This window comes from Blastopirellula sp. SH421, from assembly GCF_057808535.1.
The window spans coordinates 5,139,581-5,161,440 of sequence record NZ_CM173712.1 but is presented as its reverse complement, the minus strand read 5'-3'; the positions used below and the strand labels follow the sequence as shown (position 1 = coordinate 5,161,440).

The following is a 21,860-nucleotide window of genomic DNA, read 5'->3' as shown; positions in this document are numbered from 1 at the left end:
CGGCTTTCCGCCAATTGATGTGATTACTTTGTTCGTAAAAACGAGAAATTTGCCGACAGTCAGGGGAATGGCTAGGGGGATCGTCGTAGTGTTCCACGAAGCGAGCTCGCTCTGTGTCTCCACAATCCTGTTGGGGTGGACTTGTGCCAAATACTCCAGAGACAGATTTGCCGGTCACGGACAAATCTCTCCCATGGAACTGCGGGGCGCCGTTCGTCCCGATGTACGTTCCGAGAACATTATGCCGTGGATGACCCGCCGGAATAGACTGTGCGAAACCTTCGGCATGGGCCGCGGAATCATGGGGTTGTTTAACGCACAACGGGCCGCCGACCCAAAGGGTGACAACTAACCAAAGTTAGCGAGAGGGTTGCCTCAAAGGATTGCCGACCGGGGCATTTCTATTGCGGCGTTGCTCGGCCTGCTCGATACGCTGATGAACGGATTGCAAACTTGGCAGCATTCGAGTCGCTTTTTCCGCCGCTTCGATCTCTAGCTTCAGTTGCGGAAGCGCGCTTGCACCGAGTTTCTGCAGCTGTTCGACGGCGAGTGCTCTCGCTTTATAATCGGAAGAAATCATCTGTTGAGCCAAGTCATGCACGATCGATTCATAATTAGGGGCGTAGTGCACTTTGACGGTGATCGGCGACGGATCGTGCCAGTACTGGTCTTCTGTGGCGCGAAATTCAAGGTTGTAATCTCCCGGCATGCGATCGATCAATGAGATCGTTGCGTCCTTGTCGAATAGTCGCCATGGCTCTCCAGCAACGCGCCAAGCAAGTTGGACGCGGTGGTCTTGCTCTGAAGGAGAAGCGATCACGGGAGGACTCCAGCGGAGGGAAGTGACAGTAGCTTCCATCGACGAGTCCTTCCAAGTGGTTTCCGGCAAAAGTACCGTTGCTTTCACGGTAAACTCCGCAGGCTCAGGCGTCGTGGCCCCAAGGCGAATTCCGCCGATGGAGCAGCGATACTCGCCGCTGCTGGGAAAACGGAAGAGGATGTTTCCAGCGGACGAAATTGTGGCCGGTTGTAGTTGGCCGTTGATCGTCGTGAACAGCTTGACGTCAGGAGCGAGCCAGTCAGGTTTTACCTCGCCAGAAACCTCAAGTTCTCGACCACATGTCTCTGCGATCGGATCGAGCTGGATCTTCATTTGCGACTTCAAAAGTTGGAAGGCTTTCGTATCGCCCCCGAACCCACTGACGAACCATGTATCGCCGTTCGCCGTCTCCACAATGTCGCTGATGGAATAACTGGAGAGCGGCGTTCCGGTAAGCTTCAGCCTAGTCAGTTGATTGTTGAAGATTCGGTATGGCGCCCCGCCTCCTTGCGAGATCATCAGCCAAGCGCCGTACGAACGAGACGGCACGACATGTTGAAATAATTTAGGAAGCTCGAAGCCAGTCAATTTTGTTGCGGATGACGCTGGTGCTTGTACAGCTTGCTCGAACTCGGCGATATCGAAGTACAGCCGCGCGCCCGCAGGATCTCGCAGCACGGGGTAATATTGATTCAGCTGGTTCAACGCCATTTGTTTGTCGAATGGCTGCAATTGTCGAGGGCCTAGCATCAGTTCTCGGCGTGAATTGAGCGGCTGGTTAAGCTCCTCCATTTGCCCTGTGTTGTAGCGATATAGTTTGCCGCCTTGGGTACAGATGATTGCTCCATACTCGGCGGACTCGAACAAGTGATCGACGTCGTCGCGAAATTGGAAGGTGCTCCAGACGTCATCCGCCAGCATGTTGACCGTGTTGGAATTGTGGAGGAGATACCAGAGCCGTTTGTCGTCAGTGAGAACAATGCCACCGATGTCCGCGGAACCCCGAAAACGCTTCGCGCCACCCTTGACGGCCGACGCCAAGGCTTCTTCCATCGATTCAAATTCGTCGACGCCAGCTTGGCTGATCTCGAAGACATTTCCTGGAAATACTTGGACGAATAGATGCCCCCGATCGTCAACGATCGAACGTTTAATCCGGGATACTTCGACCGGTATTTGCTGAAATGTAACCTTGCCAGCAGTAATACGGCAAAGTTGATTGGGATGGGCGATGTCAAACAGCGCAACTGTGTCGTCGCTGAGTTTCCAGATCTGGCTGCCGGTCACGAGGTTGTATTCAGCCCACTCCTGGGCCATTTTTGTCGTGGGGGGAGGGCCAGCGCCGAGCGATAGTCGGGCTATCCCACGTCCCGAGCGGTCGTACGGAAGCCAAAGCTCGCCTTTCAGTCCTTGCTGGATACACACGGCGCCGTCATAAAAACCATTTTTCCAATTGAGATGTTCCTGCTTGCCATCGCGGTAAATAACGAGCCCAGGTTCATGCAATCCGAACACCATAACGCCTTCATCCGTTTCGAGAACCGAGTCGGGATACTCCATACGCTGCGCGTTCGCCCAGCCGTTGCTTTGGAGAGCCGGGATTTCGATTAACTTGCCTTCGGGCGTAAGCTCGATAATGGTGTGACCGTTTTTGGTATGCACCAGCGTCGTCAGCCAGACCGATCCACTGTTGGTTTCAAAGGCGTCTTCAAAGGTCAGCTTCTTCTCCTCCGCCTTCAGTTCTACTTCGATCAACTCTTTAGTGCGAACGTCAAACGCCAAGATCTGAGTCGGGTGTTGCAGCAACACGAGGATTCGATTGCTGTTCCACACCGATGCGGCGATCAGCAGAGGGAAATTACTTTTGCGCTTTCGTGCTTCTATTTGCTCCATGACCACGGCAGGACCGTCTGTAATGCTGATTTCGTTGGCTGCGTTGCAACCGTAGATGCGATTGTCATGGGGGGAATAAAAATAGACCTCAGCGCCAAAATCGCAGATCACAGGGGGATACAAATCGAAATACTCCCCGAAATGCCCTTCGACGCGACTCCAATTGGCGCCGTTAAACACCGCCAAAAAGGTTTGTCCCCAATTGAAAAGTCGCCCATTCTTTGAAACATAGAGGCCGGGACGATTGTGCGCGGAGTCGTAATAAAAGGTCGTGATCCGCTCATACCTACCGGCATTTAAGCGATAGATTTTTCCTTCGTGATCTTTCTCGCCTTTTTGCGTAAGATAAGCTCCTCGTTGGGGGTCTCCGTAAAGTCTGGTCAGATCGAGACCCGAGTTGAGTTGCGATTTTTCTAATGCGACAAACTTCTCGCCATCGAAGTAGTGGACAAGCTGGTTGGCCAAAACCCAGGGAGCACCGGTTTCGTCGATCACCACGTCTTGAAAGCCTGGCCAACGTGATTGCGGCAGATCGAATTTCTCGATTTCCCAAGCTGTGGCGAAGCCGGCGAATGCAGTTACACAGAGCAAGCAAACAAGCAATCGCAGGCGGTGAATTAGATCAGTCATGGGGATCCCTGAATCTCGGTTGCCTTTTTGACGGCCCAAACTCTGTGTAACGACAGCGAGCCTAGTACTGGCCTGCTATGATCCGCGAGAAATCAATGTTCGGCGGTTAACCAAGATGATAGCCACAGCCGAGTGGAGAATCCACCTACGGCGGGGGAGATTGAATAGCCCGAAGTGCCCTGTCTAGTGACTCGGTTTATAGCAGTTAGGAGAACATCTGATACTCGCCAGCCGGTTCGAATGCGTTGATGAAGTGTTCGATGGTCGGCCGTTGGGCACTCTCAGGCCAGGTGATTGCGATCACATCGAAGCGCGCTTTGCATTCCAGCAGATTGTGTCGTCGCAGATAGCTGATCGCCAATCGCGTTAGCTTCGCCTGTTTGTTGGCGTCGACAGCTTCGCTGGGATGAGCGGTGTCGCTGGTTGTGCGGGTCTTCACTTCGACAAAGACCAACGTGCGGCCGTCGACCGCGATTAGATCGATCTCGCCCAGTTTTGAGCGATCGCTGCGAGCGATAATCACATAACCCAGCCGGCGAAGAAACTGGGCCGCAGCCGCTTCACCACGAGCGCCGAGGGATATTGGCTTACGCCATTGGGTGATCCAGCGGAAAAGCATAGGGCGACTCAAGCATCCAACGTGATGTTTCGATTGAACATCAGATTTTAATGCGAGATGCAGGTTAAATCACGCATAAAAGAGCTGAAATCAGCGCATGCAAAAACCGCTCGGCCGATACAGCCGAGCGGTTTTGAATCGAAATCGCTGGAGAGAGCCCCGCAACTACACGCGGCGTTCGGTCAGGCGGGTCGCCTTGCCGACGCGATCGCGCAGGTAGTACAGTTTCGCACGGCGAACGACCGACTTGCGGGTCGAGACGACCTTGTCGACCTTCGGGCTATGCAGCGGGAACTTCTTTTCGACACCTTCGCCGCCGACGATGCGACGGACGGTGAACATCTCACGGGTGCCGCTGCCGCTACGGGCGATGACCGTACCGGAGTAGACCTGGATGCGTTCTTTGTTGCCTTCGAGAATCTTGGTGTGAACCTCTACGGTATCACCAATCTCGAACTGGTCGACTTCCGGCTTTTTGTAGGCCGCTTCGACCTTGTTCATCAAATCTTGGCTCATGGTAACTTTCCTTTTCCAGCGATTATTCGTCTTCTGACTCGGCTTGGCGATCGAGTAAATCGGCTCGCCGCCGCGTTGTTCGTTCTATACTCTGTTGTTTTCTCCACGCGGCGATCTGGGCGTGGTCGCCGCTTAGCAGGACATCAGGCGCTGCGAGCCCGCGATAGACGCGTGGTCGCGTGTAATGCGGGAACTCTAACAGCCGGTTGCCCGAGCTAAAACTATCGTCGACGCTGCTCGTCTCGTCTCCCAGTACGCCTGGGATGAGCCGGATCACCGCGTCGATGATCACCATCGCCGCAACTTCGCCCCCGTTGAGGACGTAGTCGCCGATCGAAATCTCCTCGGGCTGTAGGAGATCGCTCACACGTTGGTCAAACCCTTCGTAACGTCCGCACAACAGCAGCAGACGCGGTTCTAGGCTTAACTCTTCCACCAGTGGCTGATCAAGCCGTTTCCCTTGCGGGCTCAGCATGATCAAGCGACCGGGTTGGCTTCCTGCTTGCTGAACCGCTTCGACGCATTCGACGACGGGCTCAGCTCGAATCACCATCCCCGCGCCGCCACCAAAAGGACGGTCGTCAACGCGGTTATGCTTATCATTGGCCCAATTGCGAATATCATGCGACTGGACCTCGACCAAGTTGCCTGTAATCGCCTTCGCGAGAAGGCTTTGCCCCAGATAGCTGGAGAAGATCTCAGGAAACAAAGTCAGGACATCAAAACGCATGGCGAATTACTCGCCGCCTTCTGCCTTGGCTGTTTCTTCGGCAGGAGCTTCGGCGGCTTCACCTTCAGCCGGGGCTTCTTCAGCAGCCGGAGCTTCTGGAGCTTTTTCCTTGATCTCGACCTTCTGCGGGACGAACTTGCTCGTCACCTGCATCTTTTCGAGAGCCGAGCTTTGGGCGTCCAAGTGCGAGCCGCCGGTGCCGTACTTGCGAAGCAAGACAGCAACCTTGGGCGAAGCCTGGGCTCCAACACCCAACCAATAGTCAACGCGTTCGCGCTTCAAAGAGACGCGAGCGTCTTTTTCTGGCACGAACGGATCATAGGTCCCTAGATACTCGATCGCTTTACCGTCACGCGGCGAACGAGAATCCATGGCGCAGATCCGGTAAAACGGGCGGTGGGTTCGACCCATCCGCTTCATGCGAATTCGTACTGCCACGAACGATTACTCCTGTGCAATTTCGAATTGATTCAACTGTGTGGATTCAAAACAGTGTTTTGAACATGACTTCTAGCTTTTTTTGCGTTTGCGGAGCGCCTTGTCGCGCACTTTTTTTTGCGCAAGTCGCTCTTTGGTGCTAAGGCGTTTGCCCGTACCAACTTTGTTCTTTTTCATCTTACCGGTCGGATCGACCAAGTCGCCGCGCTGCATCTTGCTGATTAACTCAGACGGTGATGCACCCTTCATCATCGACGACATTGTGTCGAACTGCTTGAGCAGTTCGTTTACCTTTTGCGGCGTTGTTCCCGCTCCGGCAGCGATTCGTTGCCGACGAGCCGGGGTGATGACTTTGGGAGTGCGTCGTTCCTGGCTCGTCATCGAATCGATGATCCCGCGCAGCCGACGCATCTCTTTTTCGTGATCTGAGTTCTGCAGCATCCCGGCCAGGTCGCCCATGCCCGGCATCATGCCGATCATCTTTTTCATCAGGCCGGGCCGCGAGATTTGTTCGATCTGGCGTTTGAAGTCGTCAAGCGTAAAGTTGCCTGCTTCAAGCGCCTTCTGGGCTTTGATCGCCTCGTCTTGATCAAACTCACGCTGCGCCATTTCGACCATCGAGAGGACATCGCCCATCCCGAGGATGCGCCCCGCCATGCGGTCGGCGTAAAACGGCTCTAGGCCGTCCATGTGTTCGCTAATGCCGATAAACTTGATCGGCACGCCGGTGACATGCTTGACTGACAAGAGGGCGCCGCCGCGAGCGTCGCCGTCTAGTTTGGTCATGATCACGCCGTCCAGCTCTAACGCGTCATTAAACGCCTTGGCGCTGTTAACCGCGTCTTGGCCGGTCATGCCGTCGACCACCAGGAAGCATTGATCTGGAGCAATCTTGCGATCGATCGTTTTCAGCTGCTCCATCAACTCTTCGTCGATCGCCAACCGGCCGGCCGTATCGAGAATGACGACGTTGATGCCATTTTCGCGGGCATATTTGACCGCGTTTTGGCAGACCGCGATCGGGTCGGTCGCGTTTTCTTCGCTATAGACTTTGGCGCCGACGCTCTCGCCGACAACATGTAGCTGTTGTACGGCCGCTGGGCGCTGCAAGTCGGCCGCAACCAGCAAGGCTTTTTTGCCTTCGGCGCCGATCAAGCGAGCCAGCTTGCCGCAGGTAGTCGTTTTGCCGGCGCCCTGCAAGCCGCACATCATGAGGACGGTGACGTCTTTCTCAAGATGCAGCGAGGGATCCACCGGACCCAGCAGCTGGATCAACTGCTCATGGACGACGCCCACCAGCTGTTGATCAGGATTGAGCGATTTTAGAACATTTTGGCCCATCGCCTCTTCCGAGACGCGTGCCATGAAGTCTTTGACAACCGGATAGGCGACGTCCGCCTCGATCATCGCCTCTTCGACCATCCGCAGGCCGTCGCGCATATTCGCTTCGGTCAGCTTTCCCTTGCCGCGCAATGTCTTTAGCGCAGATCGGAGATTGTCTTGAAGCGAAGCGAACATCAAATACGACCAGGGTCCAAGTAGCAGACTTACCAGCGACTCTTCCGCTCCCCAGAATACGAGGGCGGATTGAGACGAAACGCGTATCTTAGCAAAGCTGCGCCCAGTTTGTAAATTGGTCCCCTAAATGAATTTGGGCGCTGCTGATGCAAAAAAGAGCCAGTCGCTAGGCGGAGCGGCCCAGTTGCTGGCTCTTTGACGATTAGCGGTGTAAGTAATTACCCGGCAGTAAGTTACAGCCCAAGCTCTGGCTTGGTGGCCAGTGTCACGCCAGGCTCGCCCCCCGAGGCGACGACTTCTAGCGGAATGGTCCAGCGGACTTCTGCAGTTTTGCAAAGTCCGTCGACCCCCTCTTCGCAGTAGTAATATCGCAGCGATAGTTTTACGATCGATTTCCCTTCACCGGCCACAGGAACCGGGATCGAAAACTTTGATTTGGGCTCAGCCAGTGTAACCAATTCGACCTCGGCAGCAATTTGTGTCGGACCGTTCGATTCCCCTTCTAGGTAGTAGCTAGTCGGCGCCAGCGTATTGATTTTCCAGCCAGGAGGGAGCTGAATATCAACATTCAAATTTACCTGACCGCTAGCTGCAGTCACTTTGGCCGGCGGTAACTCGACTTCTTTGGCGGAAGAGAAATTGGGCGCCTGCTTCACCTTGGGAGGTGTCGGAGGAGTCAGGCCGGCAATCGTTAGCGTTTTGACCTGCTTGGTTTTTAGGTCAATCGTCCGAATTAGGTGATTGTTGGTGTCAGCGACATACAGCTTGCCAGCGGCGTAACTTAGCCCGGCCGGTTCGTCAAAGGTAGGCGCCGAGTCATCGTGTCCATGCTCGCCCGTGCCGGCGACCGTGCGGACTTCGCCTGTTTTGGCGTCAGCGACCCGAATTTTGCTGTTGTAGGTGTCAGCGATATAGATTTGGCCATCGACATAGCAGACCCCCAGGGCGTGCTGCAGTCGAGCCTCGGTCGCCGAGCCATCTTTGTCGCCAAAGTCGAACAGTCGCCCTGACGCCAAGTGAGCCGAGCCGGTCACGGTGCGAACTTTCCCCTGGGGGTCGAACGGAACTGCGCGAATCGAGCTTCCTTCGCTATCGGCGACATACAACCAGGTCCCGTCCGAGGTCAGTCCGGATGGTTGTGCAAACGAAGAAAAGCCTTGTTCATACGGAACTGGCGGCAGAAGCGGGCCGTCGACGATATCTTCGCGACCGTTGCCGGCGTAAGGGCCAATCTCCGAGCCATCGAGCTTCATCTTCCAAATTTGATGCGGGCCGGCCATTGCGATGTAGAGGTCATCCCCTTTGACCCAGAGGGCCCAGGGGCTGTTCAGCGCAGTTTCTAGTGGTTTGCCCACGTAACGATCCGGAACTTGCGTTCGCAGCAAGCCGCTATCCGGGATCCCGGGCCACGAGTTGCGACCTTGTTCGCCGATTCCGGCAATGGTGGTCACTTGCTTCGTCTTCAGATCGATCTTGCGGAGTAGGTGGTTTTCGGTGTCCGCGACGTACAGAGTGTCACCATCCAGGGCCATTCCTTGAAGGTGGTGGAAACTAGCGGTCGCAAAATCGCCATCGGTCGTGCCGATCGCTCCGTTGCCGATTGTTTCGATCAGTTTTCCATCGAGATCGGAGATGACGATCCGGTTGTGATTGCTATCGGCAATAAACAAGCGTTGTGATTTTTCGTCGGCGAGAACTTTGCCGGGAAAACGAAGCGGCGTCGGCTCTTGGCTGTAAGCGAGCAGTTCAAAGCGAATCGGCGTCCGATCGAGCGTTTCTTGCTGTTCATAGTACGGAATCGCGCGATCCAAAACGGCGGCGATCTCTTTGGCTTCAAATTCGCCGCTCTTGCCGTAGACAATGTTCCCTTCAGGATCGAGCAGATACATCGTCGGCCAGCTCCGCACAAAGAACGAGTTCCAGATGCGATGTTGGTTGTCGTTGACGACCGGATGTTCGATTTCGTAGCGGAGGATCGCTTCGGCGATATTTTTGGCATCCCCTTCGTTTTCAAACTTTGCTGAGTGAACGCCGATCACCACCAGTTCGTTGGGGTATTGGTGCTCCAGCTTTTTCAGCTCTGGCAAAATGTGAATGCAGTTGATGCAGCAATAGGTCCAAAAGTCGAGCAGCACAAACTTACCGCGTAGGTCGCGCAGGCGGACAGGGCCTGAAGTGTTCATCCATTCCATGTCGGTCGGAAATTCTGGCGCCGGAATGCGCCGCGGGAATGGGACGGGGATCTCCGCCGCGGCTTCTTCATCTGCAGGGGGTGCTTTATCGGCCGTCTCGGAATCTGCTTGCTCGGCGGCCTTGCGCCCCTCTTCTGCGGCGGCGACAATCGCGGGCCGACTGGGGCCACATCCGCTGGAGTAAAGGAGCGTCACCGCTATCAAACAGATGGAGAGATATCGATTCGTTCGCATCATGCACCTCGAATTCGTGCGAAAGGGGGGATTAAATCGGTGGGATGGTAGTGGAGTTTTTTTTCATCTTAGCGAATTGCTGGCGCCGACCTAGTGAAAATCGGAAAGATGGTGCGGTTATGGTAAGTATTGCGTTTCATTCGATGCAGTGAATTGCGTAACAAATACCTGAATCGCGCAGCTTCTACGAATGTGATTGGTTTGGGTGGAAAATTGTAGCGGTTCTTCCGATTATTCCTAAGTGCAGCCGATTGTTTTTCGGCCGTGCTCCGTTATGTTCCAATAGAAACGGTCGATTTGCCGGTTTAGCCCGTTTTCCAACTGGGAAGAATCGGTCTCCCGCCTCGAAAATTTGCTTAGGAGCAAAGCTCGTGTCTCGATCAGCAATTCTGTCGTTGGCATTTTGTTTGATGCTTGCTAGCGTCGCTTCTGCGCAAGATTGGGCGCGGAAGATGTTCAACGTAACGTCGCACGACTTCGGTACGGTGGCCCGGGGCGCCGACGCAATTTACGAGTTCGATCTGCAAAACATCTATGAAGAAAACGTCCACGTTTCTTCTGTTCGCTCCAGTTGTGGTTGCACCACTCCGTCGATCAAGAGTGATAGCTTGAAGACCTGGGAAAAGGGCGCCATTGTTTGCAAGTTTAATACAGACAGCTTTCTCGGCGAAAAAAGCGCCACGGTTACGGTCACGATTGACAAGCCGTACTACGCCGAAGTTCAACTCAACGTACGCGGCCACATTCGGGGAGACGTTGTCTTTCAGCCTGGCGCCGTCAAGCTCGGTTCGGTCGATCAAGGGGAGCCCTCCTCGGCTAAGGTCAATGTTGCCTATGCAGGCGGCAGCAATTGGCAAATCCTGGACGTCCGCAGTGACAATCCGCACTTGTCGGTTGAAATGTCAGAGCCGATGCGAGGCGCTGGCCGAATCGCCTACGATTTGACGGTGAAGCTAAAAGACGACGCTCCAGTCGGCTACATTCAAGATCATCTGACTTTGGTCACCAATGACGGCCGCAATCCCAACATCACATTGCCAGTCGAAGGCAAGGTGGCTCCGGCCGTGACCGTTAGCCCTGCTGCATTGGCGCTAGGTGAAGTTTCGCTGGGAGCAACAGTCGAGAAGAAGCTGATCGTGCGAGCCAAAAAGCCGTTCAAAATCACTTCGATCCAGTGCGACGACAAGTCATTTCAATTTGCGCAACCATCGGACGAAGCGAAGTTGCTGCACTTCATCCCGCTCACCTACACCGCTGCCGGCAAGTCAGGTAATCAAACGCAAAAGATTGTTATCAAGACGGACATTGCTGGAGGAGCATCTGGCGAAACAATCGCGACGGTTAATGTCAAAGACGCCGCCGTCAATGAATCAGCCAGCAAAGATTCCTCGGTGACGGCAGCCGATTAATGCTCATTTGCGACAAAAAGCTCACCAAGGCGTCCTGTGCAGGACGCCTTTTTTTGTTGGTTCAGATCAGATCGACAATCGAGAGACGTCCGGGTAATCATTGCGACCGCGAAAATAAGATTCGAGTTTGGACATAATTGCGAGCACTTGGTCCTCGCGCCAGGGGCGCGCGGCGACTTGTAGTCCGACAGGCAGCCCGCTGCTTGCCAGTTCAGCGCGTTGAGCGCTGCGCTGAACCGGGTCGGCAAGATCCATACGATCCGAAAGTTCGTTCTCGCCCACTCGTGAGCAGGCAACTACGCCGCAGGGAACTCCCAGCAGGTTGAACAGCAGCGAATAGCTGGCCGATGGTAGTAATTCGACTGCCATGCCGTGTAGAAACGCCGGCAAAGCATGCGGTGGCGTGATGACTGCGTCTAAATTGGCGTCATCCCATCTTTGTTGAATCGAAGTCACAAAATCGAGTGAAGCCGCCGTCTCTCTCCAGAGCGATTTCGCGGAACGTGGCCCGGCTGCGACAAACAGTTCCGCCAGCTTCTTTTCTCCTCGCCATCGCAGCATCGTAGCCATGAGCGGCCGAATCCAGCGGGGAGTCTGCGCTAATCGCACAACTCGGGCAACTTCGGGGTCTCTTTCGCTACCGTTCATCAGTTGGCGAAAATCGTCACCTCCATCGGCGCTCACCATCGCAAAGTAATGTCGCAGCGCTGTTGGCACATCGGGTGGAGCGAGTTCGATCAGTTTTGCCCCGCATTCACGTAGAGCGATGACCGACTCGCGGACGACGCGACGGATCGCCGGCGCCGCGGCAAAGTACCTATCGTCCTCCCAGTAGCCTATCCGCAATTGGGTGAAATCGACCAAGCTGCTGCAACCCAATGGAGGACCGCCTGCATCGCTGTGGCGCCAGCCATGGTGAGGTGACGAGAGGACACGCAGCGCCAGTTCTAGGTCCTCGACATGTCGCGCAAGCGGACCGGGTTGATATTCGACTCCTTGCATCCCGCGCAAGTTGGATATGGCGCCTGCCCGCGCTAGTCGGCGGTTGGTCGGTTTAATGCCGTGGATGCCACAGAAATGGGCCGGCAAGCGAATGCTGCCGCCTAGATCGCTTCCCAGCCCTAAGGGGGAACCGCCGGAGGCGATGATCGCCGCTTCGCCCCCGCTTGAGCCGCCGACTCCATGCTCTAGGTTCCAGGGATTGTTGGTGCGTCCATAAACAGGGTTGTCGGTCTCGTGCAGGATCATCAACTGCGGCACATTGGTCACGCCGAGCGGAATCGCGCCAGCGCTGCGCATTCGTTGAACATGCAGGCCATCTTGCTGCGAGATCGATCGCAGATGCGTCAATCCAATCGTCGCCGGCGCTCCTTGGACCCAAAAGCATTCTTTGATGGTGATCGGCACGCCATGCAGCAAGGCTGGCTCGCGAGGAATTCCTGCGGCATCGAGCGTATGAGCCGTTTTCCGCGCTGAATCCAGCAGTGAATAGACAATCGCGTTGATCTGCGGATTGACCTCTTCAATCCGTTGAGCGTGTTGATCGACAACTTCGGTGACCGAGGTTTCTCCTGCGGCAACCGCTGCGGCGATTTGAGTCGCACTTTGCTGCCAAAGTAGCGAGGGTTTAATCGGTGCATCCATTGGCGCAAAGACTCAAAAAAAGATCGCGTTCAGAAACGTCGGTTTGTTGTATGATAGACAAAGCCTTCCTCTTGCGTCCTGCCTATGATCCATCGTGCTCTCATCTTATTCTCGCTTTTGATCGCGCCGATCGGCGTCGCAGCGGCTGATGATTTTCTTTCCGAGGTGCCGCTGGGGCTCGATTGGGTGCGAGTTCCGTCAGATAATCCGATCACGCCTGAGAAGGTGGCGCTCGGTCGACGTTTGTTCTTTGATCGGCGGTTATCCCGCGACGGGACGATCCGCTGCGCTTCGTGTCATGATCCCGCGCATGGCTGGTCCACCGCAACTCCGGTGGCGCAAGGAGTCGCAGGTCGCCAGGGAGAACGTAATCCACCGTCGATCATCAATGCCGGCTTGCAGCACGCGTTGTTCTGGGATGGCCGCGCGAAAACGTTGGAAGATCAGGCGCTGGAGCCGATTCAAAATCGGGTCGAGATGGACATGGATCTCGGTGAGTTAGAAAAACGGCTCGCGGCGGACCCTACCTATGTAAAGCAGTTTCAAGCAGCTTTTGCTGGGCCTATCACCGCTCAACGAATCGCCCAGGCAATCGCTACTTTTGAACGGACTTTGCTAGCGGCCGAAACGCCGTATGACCTCTTTCGGAATGGGCGGGCGACCGCAATGGATGACCAAATGTCGCGTGGATCGAGTGTTTTTTTCTCCCGCGCCAATTGCGGCGACTGCCATATCGCCAAGGTGCTGACCGACCATCAATTCCACGATACAGGGATCGGCGCTGGCCCGCAGAAAGTTCGTACCCCAATGTTGCGTGACCTAGAGCGAACTGCACCGTACATGCACGATGGAAGTTTAGCCACCCTAGAGGATGTGGTGGAATATTATGATCGCGGCGGCAATCCACGCCCCGGACTGGATGTCCGGATGCGACGGCTCAAGTTGAGCAAGCAGGAGAAAGCGGATCTGCTCTATTTCTTGCGAGCAGGTCTGCGCAGCCGAGCCTACCCCGCTGGAGAATCCGCTTCTGGGATAGAATTGCCGCTAAACTCGCCGTAAAACGAGATATTGTCACCGGTGCATGAAGCTTTCCCGGAATCCCAGGTAATTTGATCGGAATCGTTTTCCGCCCTCGTGATTGTTCGTTACAATACCGAGTGGTATTTGAACGTAAACCTTTGCTAGTATTGGGTCTCCGCTAACGGCGGAGCGTCGTCATGCAGCCAGACGACATGGCCGTATCTGACTTAACTACCAGTCAATCGGTGGTGTTTTATCCAACCTACGGTTACCCGTCTGCCGACGGCAGACGGTGGGTGGTGGAAGTCCATGGCTGTATCTTTGAGAAAGTGCCTGACAACTTACCCCGTTGGATCATGCTGCGTCTGTTGGCGCGGTTGATGGACGCGACGCCGGAGGATCTGCAAACCGAGATCTTTCAGCAGCGGATATTGGGTTTCACGGTCTACAAGCACAGCGGGAAGCAGATCGTCGTCGAAATTGGTCAGCGGCGCTATCGGTTGCGGGAACTCTCGGGCAAAAATGGTCAATTTCGCGGGAAACTCGAGATCGATCGGGATGAAGTTCAGTCGTCGCTGCATTCGAGTGAGTTCGGCGTCTCTTTGCCATTTCAGCTGGTGATAAGTCCAGAGGACGAGCGAACCTTTCCTGCGCGGATTCAACTGCTGGAGCACTCCGGCATGTCGATCATCTCTGACATTGACGACACGGTGAAGCACACCGATGTCGCGAGCCGCAAAGCGATGTTGGCCAATACGTTTTTGCGTGAATTTAGCACTGTGCCAGGGATTACCCAGCTATTCAAAGGCTGGGAAGAGCAGGGCGCCGCGTTTCACTACGTGACTTCGTCTCCCTGGCAGTTGTTTTCGCCGCTGGTCGATCTTTTTCTGTCCGAAGGCTTGCCGGGCGGGACATTTCATATGAAGTCGATCCGGTTCCGTGATCCGAGCGTTTTGCGGCTGTTTATTGCTCGGCGGTGGGGAAAGCGAAAAGCGATTAAGCATATTTTGCAGACTTTTCCGAGTCGCAAGTTTGTCCTGGTCGGTGATTCAGGCGAAAAAGATCCAGAAACCTACGGGGTGATCGCTCGCAAGTTTCCCCAGCAGGTCGAGCGGATCTATATCCGTGATTTGGGTGGCAAAAACTCGCATTCGGCGCGATATGCTCGGGCATTTCACAGCTTGCCCGACAAGTCTTGGCAAGTCTTTCGGGATCCCGGCGAGATCGTTGATCGCCGCCTTTCTTCCCCTGAGTTGCCGCAGATCTCAGGTCGCTTTGCGTGAAGTCAATAAAAAGAGGTCGCAGCCTCTTGCCAGGGTGGACTCTTTGTGGCACGATATGCGGTTTATCTGTGGGCCCGCCATCAGGCCAGGAGAACTCCGAGTTCCCGTCCGCAGAGTACCGAATTTACTTATCGATCGCCTCGTGTGGTCGTCGTCGAACCGCAATCAGGAGTAGTTGATGGGCCATTATACCGGTCCTAAGGCCAGGATTAATCGTCGCTTGGGCGGCGTGATCTACGAGAACCGTGGCGCGATCAAGGCTTATGATCGACGTGCGACTCCGCCTGGCATGCATACCCGTCCTCGCCGGCCGTCTAACTACGGCGCTGCGTTGATGGAAAAGCAAAAGATCAAACATTATTACGGCCTGGGCGAACGCCAGTTGCGTCGTTACTTCGAAATGGCGAAGCACATGAAGGGGAACACCGGCGAACAGCTGTTGGTCCTGTGCGAACGTCGTCTCGATAACGTCGTGCGTCGATCCGGCATGGCTTTGACCCGCCCACAAGCTCGCCAAGGGATCGTGCATGGTCACTTTCTGGTGAATGGCGCGAAGGTCGACAAGCCGTCGTTCCAGTGTCGCCCCGGCGATGTTGTGAGCGTCCGTAATCGGGAGAAGCTGCAGATCTTGTATCGCAGTATCCTGGGCGAAAACGGCAGCCAGGTCGCCGCTTTCGTTTCGCCGGATCAAGAAACGCTGTCGACTTCGTTTGACTCGATTCCGACGGCTGAAGACGTCAGCCTACCGGTAGACGTCAATATGGTGGTCGAATTTATGTCGCGCTAACCCGGACGACCTATTCGCCGAAACATCACGAACTATCCAGGGATTTTTAGGTGTAACCCACATCGAAGAATCCCTTTTTTTATGTCCCAGCGATCGAGCGTCTTTGCTTGATTGTTAGACAAGCGCTGAAAGAACCGACATGAGCCACACGCAGCTTGCTGTTTTAGGGGGTGGTCCCGGCGGATACGCCGCCGCCTTTCTCGCCGCCGACCATGGTATGGAAGTCACTTTAATCGAGCAGGAGCCGAAGCTCGGCGGCACCTGTTTACTGCGAGGTTGTATTCCTTCCAAGGCTTTGCTTCACGTCGCCAAAGTGATCGACGAAACCTACGATCTGCATGACGAATGGGGCGTATCGTTTGGATCGCCGCAGATTGATCTTGATAAGCTGCGTGCTCGTAAAAACAAGGTGATTGACGCAATGTCAGGTGGGCTCAAGCAGCTTGCCAAGCGTCGTAATGTCACCGTTATTCAAGCCCGCGGCACGTTTTTAGATAGCGGCACCCTAGAACTGACCGGCGATAGTCCGTCGATTCCTGAAGGGGGCAAGCTGACCTTCGATCATTGCGTGATCGCTACCGGTTCGGTCGCAGCGGTTCCGCCTGCTTTCCAGATCGACTCGGATCGCGTGATGGATTCGACCGGCGCGCTGGAGCTGCAAGAAGTTCCTGAAACAATGCTAGTCATCGGCGGCGGCTATATTGGTCTCGAAATGGGGACTGTTTACGCCCAGCTCGGTACCCAGGTCAGCGTTGTTGAGCTGACGGATGGCTTGTTGCCAGGCGCCGATCGCAACTTGGTGAAGCCGCTGCAGAAGCGGATCGAAGCCTTGTTTGAGGGGCGTTTGCATCTCAATACCAAAGTTGGCTCGATTGGCATCCGCGGCGATAAGGTTGAAGTTGCGTTTGAAGGTCCGGCTAAATTTGGAACCGAAAAGTACGATCGCGTCCTGGTTTCGATCGGACGTTGGCCGAACACCAAGGGAATCGGCCTGGAAAATACCAAGGTCACCGTCAACAAGCGGGGCTTTATCGAAGTTGATAGCCAGCTGAAGACCGGTGATCCGAAGCTGCTGGCGATCGGCGACGTGACCGGTGATCCGATGCTTGCTCACAAAGCGACGCACGAAGGCCGCACTGCGATCGAAGCCCTCTTGGGGCATCCGGTCGAATTTAAGCCGGCTGCTATTCCTGCGGTGATTTTCACCGATCCAGAGATTGCCTGGGCCGGCTTGATGGAAGAAGCGGCGAAAAAAGAAGGTCGCGAAGTCGAAGTCGTGATGTACCCGTGGGCCGCTAGCGGTCGCGCTCAATCGCTGGGGCGCTCAGACGGTATGACTAAATGGATCGTTGATCCTGTCACCCAAGTAGTCTTGGGCTGCGGAATCGTAGGACCCGGCGCCGGTGAATTGATCGGCGAAGCGGTTTTGGCAATAGAGATGCGTGCCGAAGTTGGGGATATCGCCGCGGCGATTCATCCTCATCCCACGCTCAGTGAAACTGTCATGAACGCTGCCGAAGTCTTTTTCGGCACCGCGACTGAGATTTACAAGCCGAAGAAGTAAGCAACGTAAGTTCTTACGTCATATTGTATTATCAAGGGCTCACGATTTCTGGGCCGAGCCCTTTTCCAAGGGGGCGTTCTGGCGGAGAATACCGGAACGTCTGAATGTGTCGATTGTGCCGCTGGGGCTAGTAGGGCTGATTGCCACCGTCTAGCGTCCAAATTAGAGTGCGGCCTATACTTTAAATGCTCCATACGGGTAGGGATGTTGATGACGTCTTTCCCGGCTCCGACTGCTGGATCGGATCTTCCACTTACCGAGAGGATGCCAGCGGTCGCGGCGCCCAGAGTTGGCGCCTACGCAGTTTCCATGTGCTAGCGAGGAAAATTTAATGGCAGAAGCCAAGTTGTTGCCCGCCGAAGAAAACATTTTGCGACAGAATCCGGCGGCTCACTCGCAAGATATCGATCCGAGTGAGACCAAAGAATGGCTCGACTCACTCGACTACATCATTGAGAGCAAAGGGGGCGATCGGGTTCGCTATCTCCTCTCTGCTCTTGAGAACCGCGCACATTCCCGCGGGATTGATTTGCCATTTGCGGCCAATACTCCTTACATCAACACGGTTCACGTCAGCCAACAGCCGGCTTACCCAGGCAACCGCGAATTTGAACGCCGTATCAAGAGCGTCATTCGTTGGAACGCCATGGCGATGGTGACTCGCGCCAATCGCGACTTCAGCGGTCTCGGCGGTCATATCTCGAGCTACGCATCGGCCGCGACCTTGTATGAAGTCGCTTTCAACCACTTCTTTCGCGGTCGCAGCAGCGGCTACGAAGGGGATCAAGTTTACTTCCAGGGTCACGCTTCGCCTGGTATCTATGCTCGCGCCTTTGTCGAAGGTCGTTTGAGCGAAAAGAACCTAGAGAACTTCCGTCGCGAACTGCAAGAAGAAAAAGGCCTTTCTTCTTATCCGCACCCTTGGCTGATGCCTGACTTCTGGGAATTCCCCACGGTGTCGATGGGCTTGGGGCCGATCTGCTCGATCTATCAGGCTCGCTTTAACCGCTACATGCAAGATCGCGGCATCAAAAAGACGGACGGCACGCGCGTCTGGGCCTTCTTGGGTGACGGCGAATGCGATGAGCCGGAAACCTTGGGTGCGATCAGCTTGGCGGCGCGCGAAGGCTTGAACAACCTGACCTGGGTCATCAACTGCAATTTGCAACGGTTGGATGGTCCGGTCCGTGGCAACGGCAAGATCATTCAAGAGCTGGAAGCGGTCTTCCGCGGCGCCGGCTGGAACGTGATCAAAGTGATCTGGGGCAGCGACTGGGATCCGTTGCTTGAAGCCGACCAATCCGGTTTGCTAGTCAAGCGAATGGAAGAGGTCGTGGACGGTCAGTATCAAAAATACGTCGTGATGCCGGGCTCCTACATCCGTGAGCACTTTTTCGGCAAGTATCCAGAACTGCTTGAGCTGGTTAAGAACTACTCGGACGAACGTCTCGAGAAAATGGTTCGCGGCGGCCACGATCCCGAAAAGGTATACACCGCTTACAAAGCGGCGGTCGAATGCACTTCTAAACCGACTGTTATTTTGGCCAAGACCGTCAAGGGTTACGGCTTGGGCGAAGCAGGCGAAGGTCGCAACGTCACGCACAACCAGAAGAAGCTCAACGAGAAAGAGCTCGGCGTCTTCCGGACTCGTTTCAGTATTCCGATCTCGGACGAAGAGGTGGTGAAAGCCCCCTTCTATCGACCGCCAGAAGATAGCGCCGAGATGAAGTACTTGGTCAAACGCCGTGAAGCGCTGGGCGGATTTATGCCGACGCGTCCCACGACTTGCCCCACGATGGAAGTTCCGTCGCTGGATGACTATCAAGAGTTCCTTGGTGATAGCGGCGGCAAGGAGCTGTCGACCACGATGGGCTTTGTCCGTCTGCTCAGCAAGTTGGTTAAAGACAAAAGCATTGGCAAAAACATCGTGCCGATCGTCCCTGACGAATCGCGCACCTTCGGGATGGAAGGAATGTTCCGCCAGATCGGGATTTATGCCCACGGCGGCCAATTGTATGAGCCGGTCGACTCTGATCAGCTGATGTTCTACAAGGAAGCGAAAGACGGGCAGATTCTGGAAGAAGGAATCACCGAAGCCGGCTCGATGTCGTCGTTTATCGCGGCTGGCAACGCCTATTGCCAACACGGTATCAATATGGTGCCGTTCTTCATCTACTATTCGATGTTCGGCTTCCAGCGCGTCGGCGACTTGATTTGGGCCGCCGCCGATACGCGGGCCAAGGGTTTCATGCTCGGCGGCACCGCAGGACGCACAACCCTCAACGGCGAAGGTTTGCAACATCAAGATGGCCATAGCCACTTGAATGCGATCGCCTTCCCGACGGTTCGCTCGTTCGATCCAGCGTTTGCTTATGAGACGACCGTGCTGATCTTTGACGGTATGAAAAAGATGTACGTCGATGGTGAAACCGCCATCTACTACATCACCGTTGGCAACGAAAACTACGCGATGCCGGCGATGCCTGAAGGCGCTGAAGAAGGAATCGTCCGCGGCATCTACAAGTTTAACTCGCTCGAAGCAAGCAAAGGCAAGACCCGCGTCCAGTTGTTTGGCAGCGGACCAATCTTGCGTTGCGTGTTGGATGCTCAGCAGATCTTGGCCGACAAGTACAACATCTCTAGCGATGTCTGGAGCGTCACTAGCTATACCGAGTTGCGACGTGACGCGCATGCTTGCCAACGCTGGAACATGCTTCACCCCTTGGAAACGCCGCGCAAGTCGTACCTAGAAGAAGTGATGGAAGGGGTCCAAGGACCGTTCATCGCGTCAAGCGACAATGTGCGAGCGTTGCCAGAGCAGATCCGCGATTACCTGCCAGGCGCCCTGTTCGCCCTTGGAACTGACGGCATGGGACGCAGTGAAACGCGTGATGCGCTTCGACGTCACTTCGAGATCGATGCGGCCTCGGTCGTGATCGCCACTTTGTACCAATTGTCACGCGAAGGCAAAATCGACGCCAAGAAGGTCGCTAAAGCGATCAAAGACCTCGATTACAATCCCGAAAAGATTGATCCCTACTTTGCGTAGGAGATCTTCGCGCACTCCCTATAAATCGATATCGACTCCGCCGGAGCAGCATCATGGCGACAGAAGTTAAATTGCCCGAACTGGGCGATGGCATTGAATCAGGCGACATTCTTTCGGTCTACGTCTCAGAAGGAGATGTCGTCACGAAGAATCAGAACATCCTGGAACTTGAGACCGACAAAGCGACTGTCGAAATCCCGACCACCGTCGCCGGCAAAGTGACCAAGGTCCATGTCAAAACCGGCGACGCGGTGCCGATTGGCGGCGCGTTGATCTCGGTCGAAGCATCGGATGGCGCCGCCAAGAGCGAATCGAAACCGGCCCCCGAGCCGAAGAAGGAAGAAGCCCCCAAGGCCGAAGCCAAAAAGACGGAGCCTGCTCCGAAAGCGGAAGCTCCCAAATCGGAACAGCCGAAAGCCGAACCGCCGAAACCGGCCCCGGCCGCCAGCAAGCCGGCTCCGACGCCGGAACCGGCCGTCACCTACGAAGCGCCGGTTGCTCGCGCCGCAGCTTCGTCGGAAGGCCTGATCTATCAAGAAGAAGACGACGTCCCGGCTGGTCCGGCGATCCGCCGCTTCGCTCGTGAAGTAGGGGTCGATCTGCGCCGCGTCAGTGGATCTGGCAACAATGGGCGGATTACGCGTGACGATGTGCTGGCCACGGTCCGTCAGCTCAGTTCCGGTGGCGCCAAAGGGGGCGCCGCAACCTTGACTGCGGTTGCTCCGGCCAAGGCCGATCAGCCATTGACGCCGCCGGCGGTTACTCCGCCCGGCGAGCAAGGGGAAGACGCTTACGGTCCGGTCCGCATCGAAAAGATGCCAAAGATTCGCAAGACGATCGCTAACCAAATGTTGTTGTCCTGGACCAGTGCTCCGCGTGTCACCAACTTTGACGATGCGGACGTCACCGCGCTCGAAGCACTGCGACAGCAAAGCAAAGACGACTATGCGTCGGCCGGCGTCAAACTGACCTCGATGGCCTTCCTGGTCAAAGCAGTCGCCTTGGCGCTGCGTAACAATCCAGCGATCAACGCCACGATCGACATGGAAAACAACCAGGTCTTCTACAAAGAATATGTCAACGTCGGCATCGCTGTTGATTCAGAACGCGGCTTGGTCGTACCGAACATCCGCAACGCTGATCGACTGGCGATTCCCGAAATCGCTCGCGATGTCCAGAAGCTCGCCGCCGATGTCCGTGGTGGAACCTTCAGCATGGACCAAATCCGCGGCGGCACGTTCACCATTAGTAACCTAGGCGCGATCGGCGGTACCTACTCGACCCCGATCATCAACGTCCCGGAAGTCGCAATCCTGCTAGTCGGCCGTTCACGCAAGCTGCCGGTCGTGGTCAACGATCAGATCGTCCCGCGAATGATGATGCCGCTGAGCCTGTCGTATGACCATCGCTTAGTGGACGGTGCAACCGCTGCTCGCTTCTTGAATGAGATCAAAACTTATTTGGAAGCGCCGAGCCGGTTGTTGTTGGCTCCGTAGTTTTGCGGTTGAATTCAA

At 55.4% G+C, this 21,860-nt stretch carries 15 protein-coding genes; 7 read left to right on the top strand and 8 right to left on the bottom strand.

All coding sequences use genetic code 11. The annotated features are described in order from the left end of the window. Window positions 1-358 precede the first annotated feature (358 nt). From SH421x_RS20795 to SH421x_RS20765, 7 genes are all read right to left on the bottom strand, one after another. The gene (locus SH421x_RS20795) at window positions 359-3,343 is read right to left on the bottom strand and encodes a hypothetical protein (protein ID WP_488851937.1); all 2,985 of its coding nucleotides are present in this window, start codon (window positions 3,341-3,343) and stop codon (window positions 359-361) included. A gap of 205 nt (window positions 3,344-3,548) precedes the next feature. Further along, window positions 3,549-3,962: a YraN family protein gene (locus SH421x_RS20790; RefSeq protein WP_488851936.1), complete on the bottom strand. Its 414-nt coding sequence runs from the start codon at window positions 3,960-3,962 to the stop codon at window positions 3,549-3,551. A gap of 165 nt (window positions 3,963-4,127) precedes the next feature. Beyond that, complete coding sequence (rplS, locus tag SH421x_RS20785; RefSeq protein WP_002654935.1) at window positions 4,128-4,478, bottom strand: 50S ribosomal protein L19; 351 nt, start codon at window positions 4,476-4,478, stop codon at window positions 4,128-4,130. A gap of 22 nt (window positions 4,479-4,500) precedes the next feature. Beyond that, on the bottom strand, window positions 4,501-5,208 hold the full coding sequence (trmD, locus tag SH421x_RS20780; protein WP_488851935.1) for a tRNA (guanosine(37)-N1)-methyltransferase TrmD: 708 nt from the start codon (window positions 5,206-5,208) through the stop codon (window positions 4,501-4,503). Window positions 5,209-5,214: 6 nt separating this feature from the next. Next, window positions 5,215-5,580: a 30S ribosomal protein S16 gene (gene rpsP / locus SH421x_RS20775; RefSeq protein WP_488851934.1), complete on the bottom strand. Its 366-nt coding sequence runs from the start codon at window positions 5,578-5,580 to the stop codon at window positions 5,215-5,217. Between the two features lie 138 nt (window positions 5,581-5,718). Further along, window positions 5,719-7,164 carry a signal recognition particle protein gene (ffh, locus tag SH421x_RS20770; protein ID WP_488851933.1) on the bottom strand — a complete coding sequence of 482 codons (1,446 nt, stop codon included), beginning with the start codon at window positions 7,162-7,164 and terminating at the stop codon, window positions 5,719-5,721. Between the two features lie 233 nt (window positions 7,165-7,397). Next, window positions 7,398-9,593, bottom strand: coding sequence for a thioredoxin-like domain-containing protein (locus tag SH421x_RS20765; RefSeq protein WP_488851932.1), 2,196 nt, complete (start codon window positions 9,591-9,593; stop codon window positions 7,398-7,400). A 368-nt stretch (window positions 9,594-9,961) separates the two neighbouring features. On the opposite strand from SH421x_RS20765, the gene SH421x_RS20760 reads away from it, so the two are divergent. Next, window positions 9,962-10,999: a DUF1573 domain-containing protein gene (locus tag SH421x_RS20760; RefSeq protein WP_488851931.1), complete on the top strand. Its 1,038-nt coding sequence runs from the start codon at window positions 9,962-9,964 to the stop codon at window positions 10,997-10,999. 66 nt (window positions 11,000-11,065) lie between these two features. Here SH421x_RS20760 and SH421x_RS20755 read toward each other — a convergent pair whose 3' ends face one another. Then, complete coding sequence (locus tag SH421x_RS20755) at window positions 11,066-12,643, bottom strand: amidase family protein (protein WP_488851930.1); 1,578 nt, start codon at window positions 12,641-12,643, stop codon at window positions 11,066-11,068. Window positions 12,644-12,727: 84 nt separating this feature from the next. Between SH421x_RS20755 and SH421x_RS20750 the strand changes: the two genes are divergently transcribed. The 6 genes from SH421x_RS20750 (at window position 12,728) to SH421x_RS20725 (ending at window position 21,842) form a co-directional block, all read left to right on the top strand. Next, window positions 12,728-13,702, top strand: a complete 975-nt coding sequence (locus SH421x_RS20750; protein ID WP_488851929.1) for a cytochrome-c peroxidase — start codon at window positions 12,728-12,730, stop codon at window positions 13,700-13,702. 158 nt (window positions 13,703-13,860) lie between these two features. Further along, the gene (locus SH421x_RS20745) at window positions 13,861-14,946 is read left to right on the top strand and encodes a phosphatidate phosphatase App1 family protein (RefSeq protein WP_488851928.1); all 1,086 of its coding nucleotides are present in this window, start codon (window positions 13,861-13,863) and stop codon (window positions 14,944-14,946) included. 178 nt (window positions 14,947-15,124) lie between these two features. Next, window positions 15,125-15,733, top strand: coding sequence for a 30S ribosomal protein S4 (rpsD, locus tag SH421x_RS20740; RefSeq protein ID WP_488851927.1), 609 nt, complete (start codon window positions 15,125-15,127; stop codon window positions 15,731-15,733). A 139-nt stretch (window positions 15,734-15,872) separates the two neighbouring features. Beyond that, window positions 15,873-17,297 (top strand): dihydrolipoyl dehydrogenase, encoded by a 1,425-nt coding sequence (gene lpdA / locus SH421x_RS20735; RefSeq protein ID WP_488851926.1) that lies wholly within the window; start codon window positions 15,873-15,875, stop codon window positions 17,295-17,297. A gap of 331 nt (window positions 17,298-17,628) precedes the next feature. Further along, window positions 17,629-20,346 (top strand): pyruvate dehydrogenase (acetyl-transferring), homodimeric type, encoded by a 2,718-nt coding sequence (aceE, locus tag SH421x_RS20730; protein WP_488851925.1) that lies wholly within the window; start codon window positions 17,629-17,631, stop codon window positions 20,344-20,346. Between the two features lie 53 nt (window positions 20,347-20,399). Further along, window positions 20,400-21,842, top strand: coding sequence for a 2-oxo acid dehydrogenase subunit E2 (locus SH421x_RS20725; RefSeq protein WP_488851924.1), 1,443 nt, complete (start codon window positions 20,400-20,402; stop codon window positions 21,840-21,842). Window positions 21,843-21,860 lie beyond the last annotated feature (18 nt).